The following is a 21,170-nucleotide window of genomic DNA, read 5'->3' on the forward strand; positions in this document are numbered from 1 at the left end:
GTATATTGTTAAATATTTGAATTTCAGATACTTAAATATAAACATTTATCACCATGATTGCAATTTTAAATAGAATTAATAATCGAATTCAGGTTCATAATTATTAGTGGTCTATATGAAGAATATGTGGTAGCAAATAAATAAAAGAATTTTCTTAAATAAAAAAAATGAGTAAAAATTACTCATCCTCAATTTTCGCTAAATAAAAAAGCCTTGTGCACAACACACAAGGCTATAAAATTATAAATCTTTTATTATTATCTAACTGGAGTAAATACCCATGTATCGTCAAATTTCATTGATCCATTTGTGCCTACAGTTAAATAACCTTTACCACCGATTGAGTAAGCTACAGCCCCATCTCTTGCGTTTTGCGGAAGCGCTTGGTGTTTGCTTTCCCATTTTCTAGCAGCAGGATCATATTTCCATACTGTATTCAATGAAGCATTTTTCTTACCACCGATTACATAACCATAATTACCTATTACGAATGTTGATGCACCTTGACGAGTCAAGTCATATGTATTATCTGAATCTTTTAAAGGAGCTTCTTCAGTCCATTTCGTGCCATCAAATGACCAAAAATCATCTGGATATTGATTGTTGTCAAAACCACCACCAACGTATGCTTTGTTACCAATTACAAAGGCAAATGCGTTAACACGCTTTTGTTTGAATTCAGAACCCATTGCTTCCCATTTATCCGTAGTAGGATCGTATCTCCAAAAATCTTTAAGTGTTTTTTGAGTTTTTGTAGCACCAAGGCCAACGTACGCGTAATTGCCTAATGTGAATGCCACCGCACCATGACGCCCTTCAGCTGTCTCTGGCAATGAAGCAATTTGCGTCCACGTGTTAGTTGCAGAATTGTATCTGTAGAAATCACGTAATACATCGTTGCCATCATATCCTAGACCTACGTAACCATTTTGACCAATAGCGAATCCAACTGCACCATTACGTGCTGAACCCGGGAAATCAGCAATGCGAGTCCAAATATTGTTGTTAAATGTCCATGCATCTTTGGTTCTTTCATTAGTAGAAAGCACGCCAGTTGCTATAAAGCCTTTATTTTCAATTTGGAATGAGGCTGCAGCACTTCTAGGGTCTCCATCAAAAGCAGATGATTTTACCCATTCTGTAGGCCCATTATCCGTTGTGTCGTTGTTCTCTTCGTCTTTTTTACAAGAATTGAATGCTGAAAGTGTAAAAGCACAGGCTAAAACAATACATAGCCAATTTTTCTTATTCATAAATTATCTAAATTTAGTATATACAATGTTTAATTTAATTTTAGGCTTGCCGTTTTCTGTAGCAATCTTAGCTGTGTTTACGGTTGTAAATATGCTAGGTGATACAGAAGATATTAATAAATCGGTGTCAATATATCGATTTGAGTTTACAAATTTGACGTAATCAATCAAGTTGAATACATATTTGTTGTTTTCCCCCACATTATTACCAGGAATAAATGCAGCAGATTGAACAGTATTAGATAGAGGTGCCGGTACATAATTAACCGGAATATTGTTTTTGTTGGTTACTAACAGCATTAAGCTTGTCGGTGCAGGGAATGGACCATAGGAAACGGATTCCGTTTCGATTACAAGTTCTGCTTTATTGACACTAATGTTGTCATTATACATAAAAGCATTTAAGGAAGGGATACGAATTTTGGTAGTAATACCTGTTCCTGCTTGTACGTAAAAGTTATTATTCGTTTCTGTTGCTGACAATTCACGGTTGCTAGCTGTCAAAGCCGCCAGCGGTGTGCCTGCTCTATTGTATTCAATATTGTTATATTGGAAAGCAGAACCACTAGCGGTAATAACCTTTTTACCTTGCGTCTTAAAGCCATCTGATCCAGTATATGAATAATTTATATTAATATTTACGGTATCGCTAAGACCTAACATCGCCGTATTGCTATTTCCCGGTACAAGGGCAATACCTTTCAGATAGTTCTGAAAGGACTCTGTATTGCTAACATTATAGTCCTGGGTATTGACCATGTCAAAAATTTCTTTTCCGAAATTGTCATCCAACCTTACGCTAATGGTATCCAATGAAAAAATATTGGGTCTGAAAGTGCCAGTACCTAAAGCAATATTATTGTAATTGAATTTTTGATTGTTGAATATAGTTGGTCCTGTCACGTATACAGGCGCTTTATAACTATCAATTGATGAAAGTAAATTGGTCGTCACGATCTCTTGCGTTACACGGTGAACGGCAATAGACTGTACTTGTGTCGTGTCACCATAATAATAGCGTGTCGCGTGAGGTTTTAGCACCACATTGATAGAATCAAATACTGCATTCTCAGGAATATTGTCTGTATAAGAATCCAACGTTACTTTTAAGTAAGAGGATGACTGTACCGCACCTACGCCTGGATGATTTATTTTTCCTACCAATACCGTACCCATGGATGCCGCTGGCATATAATCCAATTGGAACGTCGAGGTATTTACCGTGAAGGAGTCAATAAAAGAAACTGCAATATCTTCGTTAACATCATCTAAAGACAAACTAATGTCTTTATTACAACTTATAAACAGTGATAATGCAGATGCAATGGATAAAAAATATAAATATTTAAAACGTAATAATTGACTCATATATATTAGTTGACATGCAAATGTAAGTAATACCTACTGTTAAATGTGTTATAATATGTTAAATATCGCCTGTAAACAAACAAGCGCTGCAAATCTAATAATTTATTTTGTTTTACCACCTTGTATGACTACAAATTGCGCTTATAAAACACGTGTATATAAGCGTTTTTGCTACAGAGCGTTCTTTTTTATTTTAAACGGCTTTATCGTATTATGTCCTTGAATTTTTTAACTTCATTTTATGAAAGCACTAATTATTGTTGATGTTCAGAATGATTTTCTTGCCGGCGGGGCTCTAGAGGTGCCTCAGGGGGATGAGATAATTGATTTAATTAATAAAATACAGACAAATTATGCAGTCGTTGTCGCTACCCAAGATTGGCATCCTGCAGATCACAAAAGTTTTGCTTCTATGCATCCCCAGCACAATCTTTTTGATACTATCGAGTGGAATGGACATCCTCAGATGCTGTGGCCCAATCACTGTGTACAGGGTACTTTAGGGGCAGAAATGTCTTCGCGACTGAATTCTAATCCTATCGAGGCTATATTCCGTAAGGGAATGAACAAGGAAATCGATAGTTACAGTGGCTTTTTTGACAATCATAAATTGCGTAATACGGGTATGCATGGTTATTTGCAGGACAAAGGAGTAACCGAGGTTCACATCTGCGGACTGGCGGCGGACTATTGTGTATTCTTTACGGCGATGGATGCTTTGGATTTGGGCTATAAAACTATGGTTCTATCGAAGGCTACAAAAGCCATCGATAAGGATGCTTACCGCAGCAAGAAAGAGATTTATTTGCAAAAGGGCGGGTTATTTATTTAAAGAGATTGGTGGTGCCAAATTTCCGGAGATTATATGTGAAGGAAAGCAGAAAATACCGGGAAAGCGTGTTTGAGGTGATGTTCGAGATATTATTTTCAGTTACTCGTCTGCTTACATTCATAGCTTTATTCAACAAGTCAAAGCCTTTAATCGTGATTTCTGCATTTTGGCGCTTGAATAATTTTTTACCCACCGACGCATTCAGAATGAACGTTTCGATATTGGGATAATTCATAATTCCTCCATTATTGAGCCACAATAGATTCGAGGAAACCACATAACTTTTGATAGGTTCTAAGGAGGTATTCGCATTGAGCCGATGATTAATCACGTGATAACGTGCTGTTTGTCGCAGGACATTGGCTGTTATCTTTCCATCTATATGGTAAGAAATCCCAAAAATATATCTTTTAGAAAACTTAGAATTCAGCCCAATACTTTGGGCATATCCAAATGTTTTATTTTCAATAGCAAGGGTATTGATCTCGGCCAGTTCGTTGTTGATATAAACACGTGAATTGAGGTTAAGATTAAGCTTCAGTTTTTCGATGGGTAGTCCATAACTGTTATTGATTCTGAAGGTATAAGCACCATCTGCGTTGATAGGTTGGACATATTGGCCACCTGCTCCCAACCGGATATCATCCAGTATGAAAATACTTGTGTCCGTTAAAATGATGCTATTGACTATTTTGTCTTGGATATATTCGAAGCTGGCGTTTGTCGTGAGGGACCGACCAGACTGTCTATTCACATCTTTATATTGCACGCGTACGCTGTGCGCATATTCTTGGTCTAAATTAGGGTTTCCATTGGTTATCCGCAGTTCATTTTGGTTATTTACAAAATCTTGAAGTTGATTGATGGATGGGGTATTCGTTTGTGTGCTGTAGTTGATTTCCAGATGTTTCGTTTTTGAAAACTTATAGGTAGCCGACAATTCGGGCAGCAAGCTGCTGAAATCGGCCGTAGTATGAATATTTCTTGGCACTAAACGATCATTATTTCTTAAACCGTGCTGATATTGCAATCCTACTTGGAAACGGATGGAGTCCTTGACAGCAAAGATGTAAGACATGCCGGCGCTATGGTAATTGTAGTCATTACGGAATTCATTAGATAGCCGCTCTCGCAATTCACCTGTCTGACCGGTTTCAGCGAGGTACTCAAAAGTCTCACGATTGGAGTAGGAGGCGGTATTGCGAAAGTTGTACTGCATTTGTAATCGGCTGTATGTTGAAATATTTTCGGTGAAAGCCAATTTGCCGTTAAAACCATTTCCATAACCTTGGGTGAGACTGCTATTATTGTTGGTGTCAATACGATTGAGCAAGGCATTTTTATAATATTCGGTGACTGCTAAATTCAAACCCTGTGCATCATTTGTATTTCTGTTGCCGCTCGTGGTCAGTGAAACAGTACGTCCAGCTTTTTTGAGTTTCATCATATAGGTAATCGACCCGCCAAATGAGAAGGTAGAATTGTCACCGTTGGAAGAACGGGAAGAATTATTAATAGGAGAATCGTTGTCCCGGATGGTGTTAAAACTGGTGTTGAATACGCGATCGCTGCTTGTGTATTTGAAATTGGGCGTAAAATCAATGCGATGTAAGGAGTCAATGCTCCATTTGAGCCTGCCGCCGAGGCTGTGCTGTATATTGTGGACATCGGAAATCTGGCTTTGTTTTCTGAACTGATCAGCTTGTTTTTCGGCTAGGTATTGTATGTCAGAAAGTGTTTGTGTTTCGGTCGTTGATGAATTAAAGTTGTAGTCGGTGCTTAGTTCGATTTTTGCTTTTGGAAAGCTATTGCTGTAGTTGATAGCGGCGGCGTAGGTGTCGGATAAACCTCTATCGGTATTGTTATTGCCTCCTCGTGCGCCGCCTCTGCCTTGTTCGGCGAAGTTGGTTTCATTAATGTTATTCGCCAAAAGATTGATAGCAATCTTTTTATCGCCATTAAAACTATTGGTCGATGAATTGATCGAGAATTTGTCAGCATCACCTTTGCTCACAGCGGATTTACCAAAATAGCCTACTTTTTTGTCAGGTTTGGTAACAATATTAATCACTTTATTGCGTTTGCCATCATCAAATCCTGAGAACTTGGATTGTTCGGATTTCTCATCGATCAACTGAATCTTTGCGATAATGTCCGCAGGCAGTGTTTTTAACGCAATTTTAGGATCCGAACTGAAAAATTCTTTTCCATCGACAATAATACGCGTTACTTGTTCGCCATGTGCGGTCACATTTCCATCTTCATCAATCATCACACCTGGAATTTGTGCGACCACTTCGTCCGCATCGGCAAAATCCCGCGTCACGAAATTCTTAGTGTCGTACTCTAGTGTGTCGCCTTTGATGACGATGGACGAGGAGGAGCTGACGAGCACCTCTTCGATACCAATATTGTCTGAAGGTAGTTTGATTTGTAGTGTTTGCGTTTTTCTATTGGTCAGCTCGATGGGTACTATCTTTACTTGATAGCCTAATGCCAGGACTTGTAATAAGTATTTGCCGGGCTTTAGATTTTTAAATTGAAATTGCCCATTTCTGTCGGTCGTATTTTTTTTGACGAGGCTGGAGGAATCTTTTTGGACAAGGCTGAGCGTTAATGTGGCGCCTATTACTGCAGTCGAATCTTGCTCAGTTAAGATATGACCCATTATATTTTGCTGTGCTTTTCCATGTAAAGGAAGAATAATGCATAGCAGGAACAGGGTGTATGTTATAAATGGTTTCACAATTGCGGTTGAAATATAATACAATAATAGTTTAAAGTTTTTAGAGTTCAAATATCTCTTCAAAATGAATATATTTGCTTGATTGTACGTGTTTTTATATGAAGAGTTCGTTGTTGAGTAGAAAAGAAAAAATTTTGGAAGCAGCATTAGTTCTGTTTGCTAAAAATGGTTATGCAGATACTTCCACCAAAGAGATTGCGGCTAACGCTGGTGTTTCTGAAGCTTTGATATTTAAACACTTTGGAAATAAAGATGCACTGCTCGCACATTTGATAAAATCAGGATACAGGAGGGTATTGCAGCATCACAGAGGTATGATGACTTACAAGAATGCGAAGGATTTTATCCGCAATATGATTTTTTTGCCTAGTAAGTTAGTTGCGGAGGAGCCTATGTTTTGGAAGCTTCAAGAACGATTGTCTCATATACCTTTTTCCAAATCCCAGCACGAGCAATTCATGAAGCCTGTTCATCCTATCATCATTCGCGCATTTAAAGAACTTGGCTATGCAAATCCTGAAATAGAGGCGCAGCTATTACTATTGGTTATTGATATGCTCTGGAAAAAAGAAGCCTGTGGAGATATTGAGAATTCCCTAGATCTCGCTTTACTGTTGGAAGAAAAGTACAATCTTATCTAATTGCGTTTTTGTGCGTTTTGTTGTAACAATTTCGCATAATCATCCAAATTTAGATTTATTATTCTATTTTCGTATATAATTACTTTAAATCTTACATTATGCTGAAACCTATTTTAGCTTTTTCATGTGCATTATTAGTGTCTTTGGGAGCATCCGCACAATCGAAGCCTGATTTTGTGAAATTCATCAATAGTAACCACAAGTGGGTAGATTCTGTGTTTAATAGTTTAACCCCAAAAGAACGTATTGGTCAACTATTTTTAGTGCGTGCCCATACCAATCTTGGTCAAAAATTTATTGATTCGGTAGGTACAGTAATCAAAAATGAGCAATTGGGCGGTCTAGTGGTATTTCAGGGTGGTCCTGTTCGTCACTTAGATATGATCAACAACTACCAAAAAGTTTCCAAAGTGCCATTGCTGGTAACCTTTGATGGCGAATGGGGGTTAGGTATGCGTCTGCAAGATTCTACGCAGTCGTTCCCTTATCAAATGACATTGGGCGCATTGCAAGACAATTCTATGTTGTATGACATGGGACGTGAGGTAGCCAAAGATTTTCTACGTTTAGGTATGCACTTTAATTTTGCGCCTACAGTAGATATTAATAATAATCCTAAAAACCCCGTGATCGGATTCCGTTCCTTTGGTGATAATAAAGAAAATGTAACGGCCAAATCTGGGGCATACATGAAAGGAATGGTTGATGGTGGTATATTAGCTTCTATCAAACACTTCCCAGGGCACGGTGATACAGATGTGGATTCACATTATGATTTGCCTAAGCTTAATTTTTCGAGAGAGCGTCTGGAGGAATTGGAACTTTTTCCCTTCAAAGAGTTAATAAAACAAGGAGCACCTTCTGTAATGGTAGGTCATATGGATATACCTGTGCTGGACAACACCCCTAATTTACCTTCTTCTATTTCTAAAAAAGTAGTGACGGACTTACTCCGAAAAGAATTGGGTTTTCAAGGGTTGACAGTTACGGATGCTATGAATATGAAAGGCGTGACTAAGTTTTTCCCAAATGGAGAAGCTGATATTTTAGCGATTCAAGCGGGGCATGATTTACTCGAGCTTTCCGAGAATAGTGCCCGTGCTATTAGTCTAGTTGAAAAATCTATCCAAAGTGGCCGGTTGAAACAGGCGGATATCGACGCTCGTGTGAAGCGTATCTTGGCGGCTAAGCTTTGGTTAGGATTAGATAAATACAACCCGGCAAATAGAAATAATACGTATGCTGATATCAATCGTCCGCAAACCAAGTCGTTGATTCAACGTATGGCTGACAACTCGATTACATTGTTGAAATCTAATCGTCGTATTCAATCTTTTGATCCCAAAAAAGAAACATCTATCGTGAGTGTAGGGGTTACCTCAGCTCAGGATTTTGAAAAGGGAATGAGCACTAGATTGTCGAATGCTAAAAATTTCTATATCGGTGGTAAAGAAACTGCAGAGCAATTGAAGGATTTAGTGGAGCAGGTGAGAGATCATGATCAAATTATATTAGTGCTTCATGATAATAGACCGCGTCCTAGACCGACGTTAGATTTCTCTAAAGAAGTAAATACTTTCATTGAAAAAATTGCAGGCCGTCGTACCATCACCGTGATGTTGACAAACCCATACGCAATCACTTCAGTAGATGTTAATCGTAGTGCATCGATTATTATGGGTTATCAAAATGAAGATTTCATGCAAAGAGCAGCAGTAAAAGTGATCCTTAAAGATATCAAGCCTCAAGGAAAACTTCCTGTAAATATTTCAAAAGCATACTCCTACGGAAAAGGATTGTAAGAGCTTTTTAAAATTATATACCCAAAGCCAAGCTGAATTTCAGCTTGGCTTTTTTTTGTCATTTATAGTTCTAACTTTGTTTGATATTATAATATTAAATAGTAGGAAAGACTATGGCATCAGAACAAATTTCTGTATTCGATATGTTCAAAATAGGAATCGGACCGTCCAGTTCGCATACGCTAGGACCGTGGCGTGCAGCCCAGCGTTTTGTCCAAAAATTGAAGGATACAGATGCGCTCACAGTGGTAGAACAAGTGAATGTTCTTCTTTACGGATCTCTTGCAAAAACGGGTATTGGTCACGGTACGGATATCGCTATATTGCTAGGATTGAGTGGTGATGACCCTGTGACTTTTGATGTAAGTCAAGTGTTGCCGAAGGTAGAAAACATAAAGGCTTCCAGGATTCTCAATCTGGCGGGCGAAAAGGATATAAATTTTGTGTACGATGAGCAGCTGCTCTTTTTGTTTGACCAAAGCTTGCCGTACCACCCCAATGCGGTTACTTTTCAGGCGCTTCTTTCAAATGGTACAGCTATTAGCGAAACCTATTACTCAATTGGTGGAGGTTTTGTCACACAGGAGAATGATTCGGAATCTTTTCTCTCTGAAGTAGAATTGCCTTTCCCTATTGACACGGCGCAGGAGTTGATAAGTGCGTGTATGCGTACAGGGTTGAAAATTTCGGAATTAGTCCTAGAGAATGAACTTACATGGCGCGCAGAGGAGGAAACAAAAAAAGGAATATTAAATATCTTTCAGGTAATCAAAGAATGTATCTATAAAGGATGTCATACGGAAGGTATTTTACCAGGTGGCTTGAATGTAGAGCGACGTGCTGCCCGGCTGAATAAGCGAATGCTCAAGGATCGGCCGTATTCGGATTATGATAGCTGGCTGGAAGCTATTCGCTCGGGAGGAAAGGATTTTGGATATATTTTGGATTGTGTAAGCTGTTTTGCTTTAGCGGTCAATGAGGAGAACGCTTCTTTTGGCAGAGTGGTTACGGCGCCAACAAATGGTGCTTCGGGTGTGATTCCAGCAGTGTTACAATATTATATAGCTTTTTACGATGCATATAGCGATGAGAAAATCATTCAATTTATCGCTACGGCATCCGAAATAGGTTCCATATTCAAAAAAGGAGCAACGATATCCGCTGCTATGGGCGGCTGCCAAGCAGAGATAGGGGTTTCTTCGGCTATGGCCGCTGGTGCGCTGACGGAATGCCTCGGCGGATCCCAAAGACAGGTGCTTATGGCTTCAGAGATTGCCATGGAACATCATTTGGGATTAACTTGTGATCCAATCGGAGGCTTAGTACAAGTACCCTGTATAGAACGTAATACCATGGGAGCTATCAAAGCGATAACCGCAGCGCAACTCGCTTTGCAGTCGAATCCAGACAAGGCCAAAGTAAGTTTGGATGCGGTGGTGAGCACCATGTGGGAGACGGCGCAGGATATGAACGTAAAATACAAAGAGACTGCTGATGGCGGTTTGGCGGTGAAGGTGCCGTTGAGCTTACCAGAATGTTAATCTCAATATTATAATTAGAAAGCATGGGTTCCATTTGTTGGGACTAGGGCTTTTTTCTTTACCTTTGTGGCAGGTATGAAATATTGTTCGATAGCATCCGGTTCTAATGGTAATTGTTATTACCTCGCTAAAGGTGAGGATGCTATATTAATTGATATTGGTATCAATACAAAACATGTTGAGATACGCATGGCAAGATTGGGAATAGATCCTGCAAGCATCAAAGCCATATTCATCACGCACGAACATACCGATCATATACGCGGACTTTCGGTATTTAGCAAAAGATACCAAATCCCAGTATACATCACTCCGGGAAGTTATGAAGGTTCGCGACTACATATGCCCGAGCATTTAATTCATTTAATTCCACCCAATGCCCAAGTCCATATAGGTAAACTCAAAGTTATGGGAATCCCCAAATTCCATGATGCCAAAGAGCCATGCAGTTTTGTGGTGACCGATGGTAAGGTAAATGTGAGTATCATGACGGATTTAGGTCGGGGCTGCGATAATGTAAAGCATGTGATTCAGCACTCCGACGTGCTACTATTGGAAAGCAATTTTGATGAACAGCTGCTTGAAAATGGTAGGTATTCTTATTTTTTGAAGAACCGTATCCGTAGTGGATGGGGGCATATTTCCAATACAACTGCTCTGGAATTATTCCTTGAAAATCGAAAACCTCGATTAAAACATTTGATCTTGGGACATTTATCCGGAGAGAATAATACAGTCGAACTTGTGAATGAATTGTTCAGACCACATTGCGATGAGATTGTGTTTTCTATCGCAACGCGGTATGAGGAAACTGAGATGTTTGAGATTGATGAACACAAGCAAATCAAAGTAGTCTCAGTAGCAAAACATGTTCAAACTACGTTGGTATATAGCGAAACAATTATTTACACCAGTTCCATGTGAAATAAAGAAGCGATATGATTTTTTAATCTTTGCTTCACTTCTTCCATATCCAATTTTCTGCCCAGTTCACGTTCCATAGAGGTTACATCTTTATCGTCGATTCCACAAGGGATTATATTGCCAAAATAAGCTAGGTCGGCATTTACATTGAAAGCAAAACCATGCATGGTGACCCAGCGCGATGCACGTACACCCATAGCGCATATTTTTCGCGCTTTGTCATTCTCTGCATCTAGCCATACCCCTGTATATCCTTCGTAGCGACCGGCAGCAATTCCATAATCCGCCAAAGTCAATATAATGGCCTCTTCTAAAGTTCTTAGATAAAGATGAATATCCGTGAAGAAATTGTCTAGATCCAGAATAGGATAGCCCACAATCTGCCCAGGACCATGGTAAGTAATATCTCCACCACGATTTATTTTATAAAATTTCGCCTCTTTTTCGATTAGACCAGCTTCATCAAGAAGCAAATATTCTTCATGTCCACTTTTTCCTAAGGTGTAGACATGAGGATGCTCCGTGAATATGAGATAATTGGGCGTGGGAAGTGTCGTATTGTTGGTTCTATTTTCTTGCTTGAGGCTCAGTGTTTGTGCAAAAATATTTTCTTGTCTATCCCAAGCTTCTTGGTAATCCACCAAACCCCAATCAATAAATTCTACTTTCTTATTTTGCATTATTAAAGATACATTGCCAGGCTACAAAGTTAGATTACACGAATGTAAAAATAGTACAACTCGTAATAATTTTACTTTATAATTTCTTTTACTTCTTCGAAGAACTGCGAATTAATACAATAGATTATTATACGGATAGCGCGCATTATGCAATTCGGATATTACCTGGTAAAGCTTCTCTTTGAATTCTTCAATATTAGTTTTGTTGGTCGCAGACAAGAATATAGCAGGATCTGAGTTTTTAGCCATCCACGAATTCTTGAAATCTTCTAACGTAACCTTTATTTCTTCACCGTTCTCATCCTTTTCGATAGCCGGCTTGAACGCATCAATCTTGTTAAAAACCGTAATAGTCGGCTTGTCTAGTGCATTAATATCCTTTAGCGTTTCGTTCACGGCATGAATGTGGTCTTCAAAGTTTGGATGCGAAATATCTACCACATGGATCAATACATCCGCTTCACGTACCTCATCCAACGTCGATTTGAATGACTCCACCAAATGGTGAGGTAACTTACGTATAAACCCAACCGTATCGGACAGCAAAAAAGGAAGGTTTTCAATCACTACCTTGCGTACAGTCGTGTCTAAGGTCGCAAAGAGTTTGTTTTCAATATACACATCCGCTTTTGAAATCATATTGAGAATAGTGGATTTACCGACGTTGGTGTAGCCCACTAATGCCACACGAATCATTTCGCCACGATTCTTTCGTTGTGTAGCATTCTGTTTATCAATGATTTTGAGTTTCTCTTTGAGTTGTGAGATTTTATCTAGGATAATACGTCTATCGGTCTCGATTTGAGATTCTCCCGGTCCGCGCATCCCGATACCACCGCGTTGACGCTCTAAGTGGGTCCACATCCGTGTAAGGCGTGGGTAGAGGTATTGCAATTGCGCGAGTTCGACTTGCGTTTTGGCCTGTGCTGTTTGGGCGTGGCTAGCAAAAATATCTAGTATTAGACTTGAACGATCCAAAATTTTGCGCTTCAATTCACGCTCCACATTACGCAGCTGTGAGGGTGTTAGTTCGTCATCAAAAATGACCATGTCTACTTCCTCAGCTTCTGCATATTCCCTGATTTCTTCAAGTTTACCTGTTCCCACAAATGTGGCATGCTCAGGTTTTTGCAATTTCTGCGTGAATACTTTAACTGTTTCTGCGCCTGCTGTTTGCACCAAGAATTCTAATTCTGTCAAGTAATCTTGAGCCATTTGGTCCGAAACATCTGGTGTAATCACCGACACCAATATGGCGGTTTCTTTTTCTGGAGCTGTATCTAATAATTTAAATCTTCTTGCCATAAATATGAATATGTATACTACCGATAGCCTTACGTGAATTGTGTGTGTATCGATAAATATGGAACAAATATAGTTTTTAGGATGCAAAAATCAGTAAATGATTGCTAAGCCCTAAAATCAAGTGCCAGTTTACCTATACTAACAAATTAGTTGACATTATGTTTATCTACAATAGGGAATTGCTTGATGCTCTTTCTTAAATCGTCAGAAGCCGGAAGCTCAAATATTTCGAGGTTAAAATACTTAATTGCTGATAATGCGTGGTCAAAAAGATCAGCCATCACACTTTCATAAAATACCCAATTAGTACCATTTGTAAATGCATAGATTTCTAGTGGTAATCCATGTTCGGTGGGTGCCAATTGACGAACCATCAATGTGAATTCTTGGTGAATATCTTTATTATTTTTCAAATAAGCTTCTAAATAGGCTCTAAACAATCCGATATTGGTCATTCGTCTGCCGTTCACTTCCATACTTTGGTCGATTTGATTCATCAGATTATAATCCGCTATTTCTTTTTCTCTTTTGAGAATAAAACCTTGAAGCAAGTGTATGCGCTTTAGATTATCGATTTCCTCTGCTGAGACATAGCGGATAGAAGACATTTTGATATGTATTGCACGTTTTATTCTTCGGCCACCAGATTGTTGCATGCCTCTGTAATTTTTAAATGAATCACTCAGAAGCGCATAGGTAGGTAGAGTCACGATGGTTTTATCAAAATTCTGGACTTTCACATTATTTAGATTGATCTGTAGCACAGTGCCATCGGCACCATACTTTGTCATCTCTATCCAATCGCCCACGCGTACTGAATCATTGGCAGATACCTGTATAGAGGCTACAAAGCCTAAGATGGTGTCTTTGAATACCAACATCAAGATTGCCGAAGCGGCACCCAATGATACTAAGAATGACCAAGGCGAATTGCCCGTCACAATTGAGAAAGAAACGGTGAACGTTACGAAAATCAGGAAAATCTGTACCACTTGAAGGTAGCTGTCTAGCGGCTTGTCCATAAAGGTTTTCGAGGTCTTCAGGATATCTCGTGTAGTTTTTAGAAGAGCGTTAAAAAGTTTGTATACCGCAATAATGACCCCAATACCAAGCACTTTTATCAATACCGATTTGAAAGATACAAATCCCACAAAAAGATGTGGCACGACCTGTTGCGCCAATACGATCAGCACCAAATGACTGACGTCGTCCAAAACTCGATTTTGCAAAAGTTTGTCATCCCATACCGTTTTGGAATTGCTAATAATCCGCGTAAAAAGTTTTTTGAGAAGATTTCTGAAAATATAATCCATAACAACAAGCACCAATACTACTAACAGCAGCAGCGAGATTGTCGTTAGGATGTGTGTAATTTTGTCGGTGCCTCCAAGAAATTTTAAAAAATCAAAAGTATGTTGGTAGATAAAATTAATTTGATCAGAGGCGATGTAAGTTAAATCTGAATTCTCCATATGTAAGGCAAATATACGAAAATCCAAAACAAGGGCTTTTTTCTATCTATTATGAAATCTTATCCCATAGTATAGCGGGGCTACGCTGGTTCAGGTAATTTACTAAAATCTGGTTTTCCGGGGCCTGTAGAGTAGGATCTTGACTGAAAATTTCGATGACTGAATTTCGTGCTTCTGCCAGTATTTGTTGATCTTTTGCCAAATCTGCAATTTTCATATCCAATACACCGGACTGCTGGGTGCCTGAGATATCGCCCGGGCCACGCAATTCTAAATCTACTTCCGCGATTTCAAAACCATCGTTGGTCTGTACCATTGTCTCCAGACGTCTACGTCCCTCTTTGCTCAATTTGTTTCCCGACATGAGGATACAGAAAGACTGTTCGGCGCCACGCCCTACACGTCCACGCAATTGATGCAATTGGGATAAACCGAAGCGCTCCGAATTTTCGATTACCATCACCGAGGCATTGGGTACATTTACGCCCACTTCAATGACTGTGGTGGCGACCATGATTTGCGTTTCGCCCTTAACAAAACGCTGCATTTCAAAATCTTTGTCCTTGACAGGCATTTTACCATGGACGATACTGATTTTATAATTTGGCAATGGAAACTCCTTCTGTAAACTTTCAAGACCAGCTTCTAGGTTGAGCAAGTCCATTTTTTCGCTCTCTTTGATCAGCGGATATACAATATATACTTGCCTTCCTTTGGTAATTTCTTCACGCATAAATCCAAACACACGTAACCGTTGATTTTCGAAAAAATGTACTGTCTTAATAGGCTTCCGCCCAGCAGGAAGTTCGTCAATAATGGAAATATCTAAATCACCATATAAAGTCATGGCCAAAGTCCGGGGTATAGGTGTTGCGGTCATTACCAACATATGCGGCGGTATCGTGTTTTTACGCCACAGCTTAGCTCTCTGCTCGACACCAAATCGGTGCTGCTCATCAATAACTACAAAACCGATATTTTTGAATTTGACTTTATCCTCAATCAGCGCATGTGTACCTATTAGAATATCCAGGGTACCCTCTTCTAATTCTTGGTGTATTATTCTTCTTTCTTTTGTTGTGGTAGAGCCTGTAAGTAGTTTGATCGTGCAGAGGTTTTTCCCCAACAGTTCTTTCAAACCGTTATAATGCTGGGTCGCAAGAATTTCAGTGGGTGCCATCATGCAGGCTTGATAGCCATTGTCCACGGCGAGAAGCATGCTCATCAGCGCAACAACCGTCTTGCCTGAACCTACATCGCCCTGTACTAGACGATTCATCTGTGCGCCAGTATTCGTGTCGATCCGGATTTCTCTGACAACGCGTTTTTGAGCTTTGGTCAAAGGAAAGGGTAGTCGGCTATTGAAAAATGTATTGAACTTTTCGCCTACTTTATCAAATCGATGTCCTTTGTATTTCTGTGTATTGAGCTGCTTATTACGTAATAATCGCAGCTGAATAAAAAAAAGCTCTTCAAATTTCAGTCTGCGAATTACCGCATTCAACTCATTGACATTTTGCGGAAAATGTATGGATAGTATAGCCTTTTGATAAGGAATCAGACCGTGCTTGCTTAATAAATAATCAGGCAAGGTTTCTGGGATATTTTTATAAACAATCTCCAGTGCTGTTTGTTGCAAGCGCTGAATACCTTTTGTGTCCAGGTTGAACTTCTTTAGTTTCTCGGTGGAATAATAGACGGGCTGCATCGTCATGTTACCAATCTTCTTCTCTTGATTATTGTATAATTCAATTTCTGGATGAGTAATCGAGATCTGACCGTTGAATTCAGTAGGTTTTCCATAGATAATGTATGCGGAACCTACTGTAAGGCTTTTTTTGAGCCATTGTACACTCTGAAACCATACTAATTCCATCGATCCGGTGTCATCTTTGAAAATTCCTACCAGTCTTTTAGCTTTCTTTTCACCAGCTTCTTGAAGTTGGATCAGTCGTCCTAGCACTTGAGCGCCAATCAAATCGGGGTGAAGCTGACGTATTTTGTGGAATTTGGTCCGGTCGATGTATCGAAATGGATAATATTGTAATAAATCTCCAATAGTGAATATTTGCAGCTCTTTCTTGAGTACATCGGCCTTTTGAGGACCTACACCTTTGAGGTATTCTATGGGAGTTATTAACGATAAATCAGCCATTGTAAAGAATGGCTAATTTACAAAAAATATTGAAGTCAATATTTATGAATTAATACTCCACTTATTATTCAAATTCGGCTCTTATAGCGTTATTCACACAACTCAGCTTGATTTTTAAGTTATAGTCCAAACTACACGCTTTATTTTCTAATTGGAGTTTCCGACAATTTAAGAGCCTGTAGAGTAATAATTTTTTATTTAAATTACTATCTGTGCTATTGATAGCAATAGCTTCTTTGTTTTCGCCTGTATACAATGTCACACCTCGCCATTCGCTAATGTTGGCACATGTGGAAGATGTATAATGTTTTTTTATTTCTGTATACAGCTTAGACATTTCTATTTCCAAATCTTCAGCACTTATATTGTATGCGTCAATCAAATAAGGCTTATTATCCTTGCATCCAATTTTTATGGTCGAAGGATTGGCGCAAAGAAGATAAACTTCAGGACGACCTGACTTCTTAGATTTCTCAGTATAATTCCTAAACTCTTGGTATAGTTGTTCAAATTTCTTTAGATCATTTTTATGAACGATTACGCTGGATGGACATATATTGTATATTTCTTGGATTGTAAGATTTGGGATGTCATTACAACTGTAGTTTTTGGATAAATTTGTAATTCCTTCAAACTTTTCATTAGCTAGACTATCCCAATATTGCCAGGATTCATCTTTTTTACAGCTGTTAAATAGGAATATGACCAATAAAATGGTTAGTACTTTATTCATCGTTTCTTGCTTGGTTATTCTGTAAAACGATTGAATAAAAATATTCGCTACACTTTAAAATAAGTAATCATATAAATATGGCATTCGTCAAATTTTGTGATGGTAGATGAATAAAGCAAAAAAGCTGCCTTAAACCTTATTTAAGACAGCTTTTTATTGGAGAGAAAAATTAAGCTTTCCATGCGGTTACCGATATTTCGATATTTACATTTTTTGGTAAGGTCTTTACCGCAACACATTCACGAGCCGGTTGATTGACAGTGAAATATTGCGCATAGATTTCATTGACCGCTGCAAAATTGTCCATATCGCTAAGGAAAATTGATGCTTTGACCACATCTTCAAATCCATAGCCCGCTTCATGGAGGATAGCTTCTATATTTTTGAATACTTGATGAGTCTCATCTTGTATGCCTGTATTTACTAATGCCATAGACTCTGCTACCAATGGAATTTGTCCTGATACATACAAAGTTTTGTCAGCTTTGATTGCTTGATTGTATGGGCCTATTGCTGCTGGGGCCTTAAAGGTGTTGATGATTACTTTTTGTGACATGTCTATTTGTCTATAAATATTTTATAAATAATTCCGAGTATAAACAGAATAATAGCTATCGCATTGATGGTATACATCACGCGTAATGATGTTGGTTTTGCTGGTCTTGTGTTTTTCATCTCAAAACTTATAAGGCTAAGTTACAATCCTAGGCGGGGAAATACAAATAGCAGATAAGAATTGGTATACTTGTATAATGAAAAGAAAATTAGCGCTCACCAATGGTATTATCTATACCGGGGACAATAGATATACCGACAAAGCATTATTAATAGAAGGAGAATTCGTCTATGGGATAGTCGATTATACTGCTATTCCACCAGAATTTGAAATAATTGATGTAGAGGGGAAGTTTGTGTGTCCCGGACTGATAGATCTACAAATCTATGGTACAGGCGACCAACTTTTCTCCGCTGAATTGACTGTGGAGTCCATACATCAAATCGAGAAAGATTTACTCGCGCAAGGCTGTACCTCTTTTTATCTGACCTTAGCAACAAATACGATAGCACTCTTCAAGGAGGCTATCCAAATATATAAAAAGGCTGATCCACAGGTCTCCTTAGGTCTTCACCTAGAAGGCCCGTTCCTCAATGCCGCGAAACGTGGCGCCCATCCTGATGAATTGATTGTTGAGGCTACAAATAGTTTAGTTGCAGACCTCCTAGCAGATCAAGATGTCGTGCAAATGATGACTATTGCTCCGGAGTGTGTCAGACCTGAAGTTTTACAACTTTTATTGGAGAAAGGGATTTTAGTGAGTGCAGGCCATAGTAATGCTACTTTTGATCAAGCGACAGCAGCTTTTGATCGAGGTATCCGTACTGTTACTCATCTTTGGAATGCCATGTCACCGCTACAACACCGCAATGTAGGATTACCCGGTGCAACTTTTAACCATGCTTCTGTTTGCGCATCCATTATCGTTGATGGTATACATGTGTCGTATGCGGCTGCCAAAATCAGTAAAGCTTTTATGGGCAGACGTCTATTCCTGATTACCGATGCGGTAGCTGCATGCAGCAAAGGAATATATCAACACGTACGTAATGAAGATCATTTCGTTCTTCCGGATGGAACACTTTCTGGATCGGCGTTGACGATGTTGGGAGCCATAAGAAACTGCGTGCATCATGCGGATATACCACTCGATGAAGCTATCCGTATGGCTACGCTATATCCAGCAGATCTCATTGAACGAAAGGACTTAGGACGATTTGAAAAAGATAGTATTGCCAATATAGTTGTGTTCGATGAATCATTTTTGGCAAATCAAGTATATTTTAGAGGAGAAGAAATCAAAAATTAGTTGTAATTGTTGCATTTTGTTGCGACTTTCACCAGATTAATGCTTAAAATAAAAAGTTTATACTGTAGTTTTGTTTCTATGAAAATTAATTTGATACGTTTGTTGGCTCTGATGAGTCTTGTCGTAGTATTTGCAGTTTCGTGTAAATCCAGAAAGGAAAAACAACCCCAAGTTCAGGCAGTGACTAATGTGGTTCCTCCCGCAGTTGTAGAAAAGACAGCAGCAGAGACCCCGGCTTCTGCCACATCTCAATCTGGTGCAGTTCAAAAGACAGAAGCACCAAAACAGGAGAAAGTACGTGTACAATTGCCCGAAGTTCCACGTGAATTTAGAGCGGCCTGGATCGCTACGGTAGCAAATATCAACTGGCCTTCAAAAAGAAACCTAACTACTGCCCAGCAGAAAGAAGAAGCTATTCATTTGTTGGATATGTTGAAAAATAATAATTTCAATGCAGTTATTTTTCAAGTAAGACCTTCTTCGGACGCTTTATACGATAGTCCGTATGAGCCATGGTCTTATTTCTTAACCGGCGAAATCGGTAAGAAACCTAGTCCTTACTATGATCCTCTTGAGTTTTGGGTGGAAGAAGCGCACAAGCGCGGATTAGAATTGCACGTGTGGTTGAACCCTTATCGTGCGCACCATACCAATGGTGGAGAAGTTACTGCGCAGTCAATGGTGCACAAAGCATCTGATTACGTGGTACGCCTTAAAAATGGAATGTATTGGTTTGATCCAGCTGATATACGCACGCAGAATCATGCATCGCGTGTAGTCAATGATATAGTAAAACGTTATGATATCGATGGTGTGCACTTTGATGATTACTTTTATCCTTATGCCAGTTATAATGGAGGAGCAGATTTTCCAGATAGCAAAACTTGGAATGAGTACAAAAATAAAGGAGGAGAATTAAGTAGGGGGGATTGGAGACGTCAGCATGTCAACACTTTTATTGAACGAATTTATAAAGAAATCAAAGCAGAGAAGCCGTTTGTTAAATTTGGATTAAGCCCCTTTGGAATCTGGAAGCCAGGTTACCCACAAGGAATTTCAGGCTCTTCACAATATGATGAGTTATATGCAGATGCTAAATTGTGGTTAAACAAAGGATGGATAGATTATTTTACGCCTCAATTGTATTGGCCTATTAATCCTTCTCAACAAAGTTTTACGAGTTTACTCAAATGGTGGGAATCTGAAAATACCCATGGAAGACACTTATGGCCGGGTCTGAATACGGTAGGAGTGAAAGCATCAAATCGACCTGCTGAGATCATTAATCAGATAAGTGAAACCCGTTCTATTGTTAGCAAAAGTCCTGGTGTAGTACACTGGAGTATCGCAGGTCTAACAAAAAGCCCAGAGATGTTATCATCACTTTACAACGGCCCTTACCAACAAAAATCATTAGTGCCAAGATCCCCGTGGTTGAGTGCTAATCCACTGTTGGCCCCTACGCTGTTGATAACTCCAGAAGGAGGGAAAGTATATGCTAAATGGCTACACCAACAGCCGGAGCAAGTCAGACAATTTATTGTATATACTAGATATGGCGATAATTGGGAATGGGAGATCGTAGATAACAACATCAGTGCAAAAGAATTCCCCACAAACAAACAAGGCAAAACCTTAAAAGGGATTGCTGTTAAAGCGGTAGATAGATTGGGAAATGAAAGTGACTACCAAGCAAAAATGATTGAGTAGATGTACTTTTTATGTGTAACCAAAAAATCCGAATCGTTAAGGTTCGGATTTTTGTGTGCCCAGCATGTGCAATAACTCTAGGGTGTAAGTCCCGAACACGCCTTTACAGTGGGAAGTGTTAGCTTAGGACAAGGGTGTCCACC

General features: G+C 39.1%; 17 protein-coding genes. 7 read left to right on the forward strand and 10 right to left on the reverse strand.

Features of this window, described 5'->3' with window-relative positions; translation table 11 throughout:
- Positions 1–257 precede the first annotated feature (257 nt).
- A complete protein-coding gene (locus tag EDC17_RS14965) occupies positions 258–1,253 on the reverse strand; it encodes a Kelch repeat-containing protein (protein WP_132778851.1) in 996 nt (331 codons plus the stop codon).
- A gap of 3 nt (positions 1,254–1,256) precedes the next feature.
- The gene (locus tag EDC17_RS14970; protein ID WP_132778852.1) at positions 1,257–2,621 is read right to left on the reverse strand and encodes a DUF4270 family protein; all 1,365 of its coding nucleotides are present in this window, start codon (positions 2,619–2,621) and stop codon (positions 1,257–1,259) included.
- Positions 2,622–2,862: 241 nt separating this feature from the next.
- Between EDC17_RS14970 and pncA the strand changes: the two genes are divergently transcribed.
- Positions 2,863–3,453 (forward strand): bifunctional nicotinamidase/pyrazinamidase, encoded by a 591-nt coding sequence (pncA, locus tag EDC17_RS14975; protein WP_132778853.1) that lies wholly within the window; start codon positions 2,863–2,865, stop codon positions 3,451–3,453.
- Here pncA and EDC17_RS14980 read toward each other — a convergent pair.
- Positions 3,446–6,121: an outer membrane beta-barrel protein gene (locus EDC17_RS14980; protein ID WP_165894440.1), complete on the reverse strand. Its 2,676-nt coding sequence runs from the start codon at positions 6,119–6,121 to the stop codon at positions 3,446–3,448. The genes pncA and EDC17_RS14980 overlap by 8 nt on opposite strands.
- A 176-nt stretch (positions 6,122–6,297) precedes the next feature.
- Between EDC17_RS14980 and EDC17_RS14985 the strand changes: the two genes are divergently transcribed.
- The 4 genes from EDC17_RS14985 to EDC17_RS15000 all read left to right on the forward strand — a co-directional run bounded on the left by EDC17_RS14985 (position 6,298) and on the right by EDC17_RS15000 (position 11,107).
- Positions 6,298–6,840: a TetR/AcrR family transcriptional regulator gene (locus EDC17_RS14985; protein ID WP_132778855.1), complete on the forward strand. Its 543-nt coding sequence runs from the start codon at positions 6,298–6,300 to the stop codon at positions 6,838–6,840.
- A 98-nt stretch (positions 6,841–6,938) separates the two neighbouring features.
- Positions 6,939–8,642 carry a glycoside hydrolase family 3 protein gene (locus EDC17_RS14990; RefSeq protein WP_132778856.1) on the forward strand — a complete coding sequence of 568 codons (1,704 nt, stop codon included), beginning with the start codon at positions 6,939–6,941 and terminating at the stop codon, positions 8,640–8,642.
- 113 nt (positions 8,643–8,755) lie between these two features.
- Complete coding sequence (locus tag EDC17_RS14995) at positions 8,756–10,183, forward strand: L-serine ammonia-lyase (protein ID WP_132778857.1); 1,428 nt, start codon at positions 8,756–8,758, stop codon at positions 10,181–10,183.
- 75 nt (positions 10,184–10,258) lie between these two features.
- Positions 10,259–11,107, forward strand: coding sequence for an MBL fold metallo-hydrolase (locus EDC17_RS15000; protein ID WP_132778858.1), 849 nt, complete (start codon positions 10,259–10,261; stop codon positions 11,105–11,107).
- Here the strand turns inward: EDC17_RS15000 and lipB are convergent.
- The 7 genes from lipB to EDC17_RS17525 all read right to left on the reverse strand — a co-directional run bounded on the left by lipB (position 11,089) and on the right by EDC17_RS17525 (position 18,127).
- Positions 11,089–11,787, reverse strand: a complete 699-nt coding sequence (lipB, locus tag EDC17_RS15005) for a lipoyl(octanoyl) transferase LipB (RefSeq protein WP_132778859.1) — start codon at positions 11,785–11,787, stop codon at positions 11,089–11,091. The two genes, EDC17_RS15000 and lipB, sit on opposite strands and share 19 nt — an antisense overlap.
- Positions 11,788–11,898: 111 nt before the next feature.
- The gene (gene hflX / locus EDC17_RS15010) at positions 11,899–13,092 is read right to left on the reverse strand and encodes a GTPase HflX (RefSeq protein WP_132778860.1); all 1,194 of its coding nucleotides are present in this window, start codon (positions 13,090–13,092) and stop codon (positions 11,899–11,901) included.
- 146 nt (positions 13,093–13,238) lie between these two features.
- On the reverse strand, positions 13,239–14,564 hold the full coding sequence (locus EDC17_RS15015) for a mechanosensitive ion channel family protein (protein WP_132778861.1): 1,326 nt from the start codon (positions 14,562–14,564) through the stop codon (positions 13,239–13,241).
- 49 nt (positions 14,565–14,613) lie between these two features.
- On the reverse strand, positions 14,614–16,719 hold the full coding sequence (recG, locus tag EDC17_RS15020; RefSeq protein ID WP_132778862.1) for an ATP-dependent DNA helicase RecG: 2,106 nt from the start codon (positions 16,717–16,719) through the stop codon (positions 14,614–14,616).
- Between the two features lie 64 nt (positions 16,720–16,783).
- Positions 16,784–17,452, reverse strand: a complete 669-nt coding sequence (locus tag EDC17_RS15025; RefSeq protein ID WP_132778863.1) for a hypothetical protein — start codon at positions 17,450–17,452, stop codon at positions 16,784–16,786.
- Between the two features lie 169 nt (positions 17,453–17,621).
- Complete coding sequence (locus tag EDC17_RS15030) at positions 17,622–18,008, reverse strand: RidA family protein (RefSeq protein WP_132778864.1); 387 nt, start codon at positions 18,006–18,008, stop codon at positions 17,622–17,624.
- 2 nt (positions 18,009–18,010) lie between these two features.
- Entirely contained in the window at positions 18,011–18,127 is a 117-nt protein-coding gene (locus tag EDC17_RS17525; RefSeq protein WP_317126065.1) for a DUF6728 family protein, read from the reverse strand.
- 77 nt (positions 18,128–18,204) lie between these two features.
- Between EDC17_RS17525 and nagA the strand changes: the two genes are divergently transcribed.
- Positions 18,205–19,317 (forward strand): N-acetylglucosamine-6-phosphate deacetylase, encoded by a 1,113-nt coding sequence (gene nagA / locus EDC17_RS15035; RefSeq protein ID WP_132778865.1) that lies wholly within the window; start codon positions 18,205–18,207, stop codon positions 19,315–19,317.
- A 78-nt stretch (positions 19,318–19,395) separates the two neighbouring features.
- Positions 19,396–21,027, forward strand: coding sequence for a glycoside hydrolase family 10 protein (locus EDC17_RS15040; RefSeq protein WP_243646175.1), 1,632 nt, complete (start codon positions 19,396–19,398; stop codon positions 21,025–21,027).
- Positions 21,028–21,170 lie beyond the last annotated feature (143 nt).

The organism is Sphingobacterium alimentarium (assembly GCF_004342685.1).
GTDB lineage: Bacteria > Bacteroidota > Bacteroidia > Sphingobacteriales > Sphingobacteriaceae > Sphingobacterium > Sphingobacterium alimentarium.

Bases quoted from the DNA above. Each gene is read 5' to 3' on its own strand.
- EDC17_RS14965 (WP_132778851.1), bottom strand. From the start codon at position 1,253: ATGAATAAGAAAAATTGGCTATGTATTGTTTTAGCCTGTGCTTTTACA.
- EDC17_RS15015 (WP_132778861.1), bottom strand. From the start codon at position 14,564: ATGGAGAATTCAGATTTAACTTACATCGCCTCTGATCAAATTAATTTT.
- lipB (WP_132778859.1), bottom strand. From the start codon at position 11,787: ATGCAAAATAAGAAAGTAGAATTTATTGATTGGGGTTTGGTGGATTAC.
- EDC17_RS14980 (WP_165894440.1), bottom strand. From the start codon at position 6,121: ATGGGTCATATCTTAACTGAGCAAGATTCGACTGCAGTAATAGGCGCC.
- EDC17_RS15025 (WP_132778863.1), bottom strand. From the start codon at position 17,452: ATGAATAAAGTACTAACCATTTTATTGGTCATATTCCTATTTAACAGC.
- EDC17_RS14970 (WP_132778852.1), bottom strand. From the start codon at position 2,621: ATGAGTCAATTATTACGTTTTAAATATTTATATTTTTTATCCATTGCA.
- EDC17_RS14990 (WP_132778856.1), top strand. From the start codon at position 6,939: ATGCTGAAACCTATTTTAGCTTTTTCATGTGCATTATTAGTGTCTTTG.
- EDC17_RS14995 (WP_132778857.1), top strand. From the start codon at position 8,756: ATGGCATCAGAACAAATTTCTGTATTCGATATGTTCAAAATAGGAATC.
- EDC17_RS15000 (WP_132778858.1), top strand. From the start codon at position 10,259: ATGAAATATTGTTCGATAGCATCCGGTTCTAATGGTAATTGTTATTAC.
- hflX (WP_132778860.1), bottom strand. From the start codon at position 13,092: ATGGCAAGAAGATTTAAATTATTAGATACAGCTCCAGAAAAAGAAACC.
- EDC17_RS15040 (WP_243646175.1), top strand. From the start codon at position 19,396: ATGAAAATTAATTTGATACGTTTGTTGGCTCTGATGAGTCTTGTCGTA.
- EDC17_RS14985 (WP_132778855.1), top strand. From the start codon at position 6,298: ATGAAGAGTTCGTTGTTGAGTAGAAAAGAAAAAATTTTGGAAGCAGCA.
- nagA (WP_132778865.1), top strand. From the start codon at position 18,205: ATGAAAAGAAAATTAGCGCTCACCAATGGTATTATCTATACCGGGGAC.
- recG (WP_132778862.1), bottom strand. From the start codon at position 16,719: ATGGCTGATTTATCGTTAATAACTCCCATAGAATACCTCAAAGGTGTA.
- EDC17_RS15030 (WP_132778864.1), bottom strand. From the start codon at position 18,008: ATGTCACAAAAAGTAATCATCAACACCTTTAAGGCCCCAGCAGCAATA.
- EDC17_RS17525 (WP_317126065.1), bottom strand. From the start codon at position 18,127: ATGAAAAACACAAGACCAGCAAAACCAACATCATTACGCGTGATGTAT.
- pncA (WP_132778853.1), top strand. From the start codon at position 2,863: ATGAAAGCACTAATTATTGTTGATGTTCAGAATGATTTTCTTGCCGGC.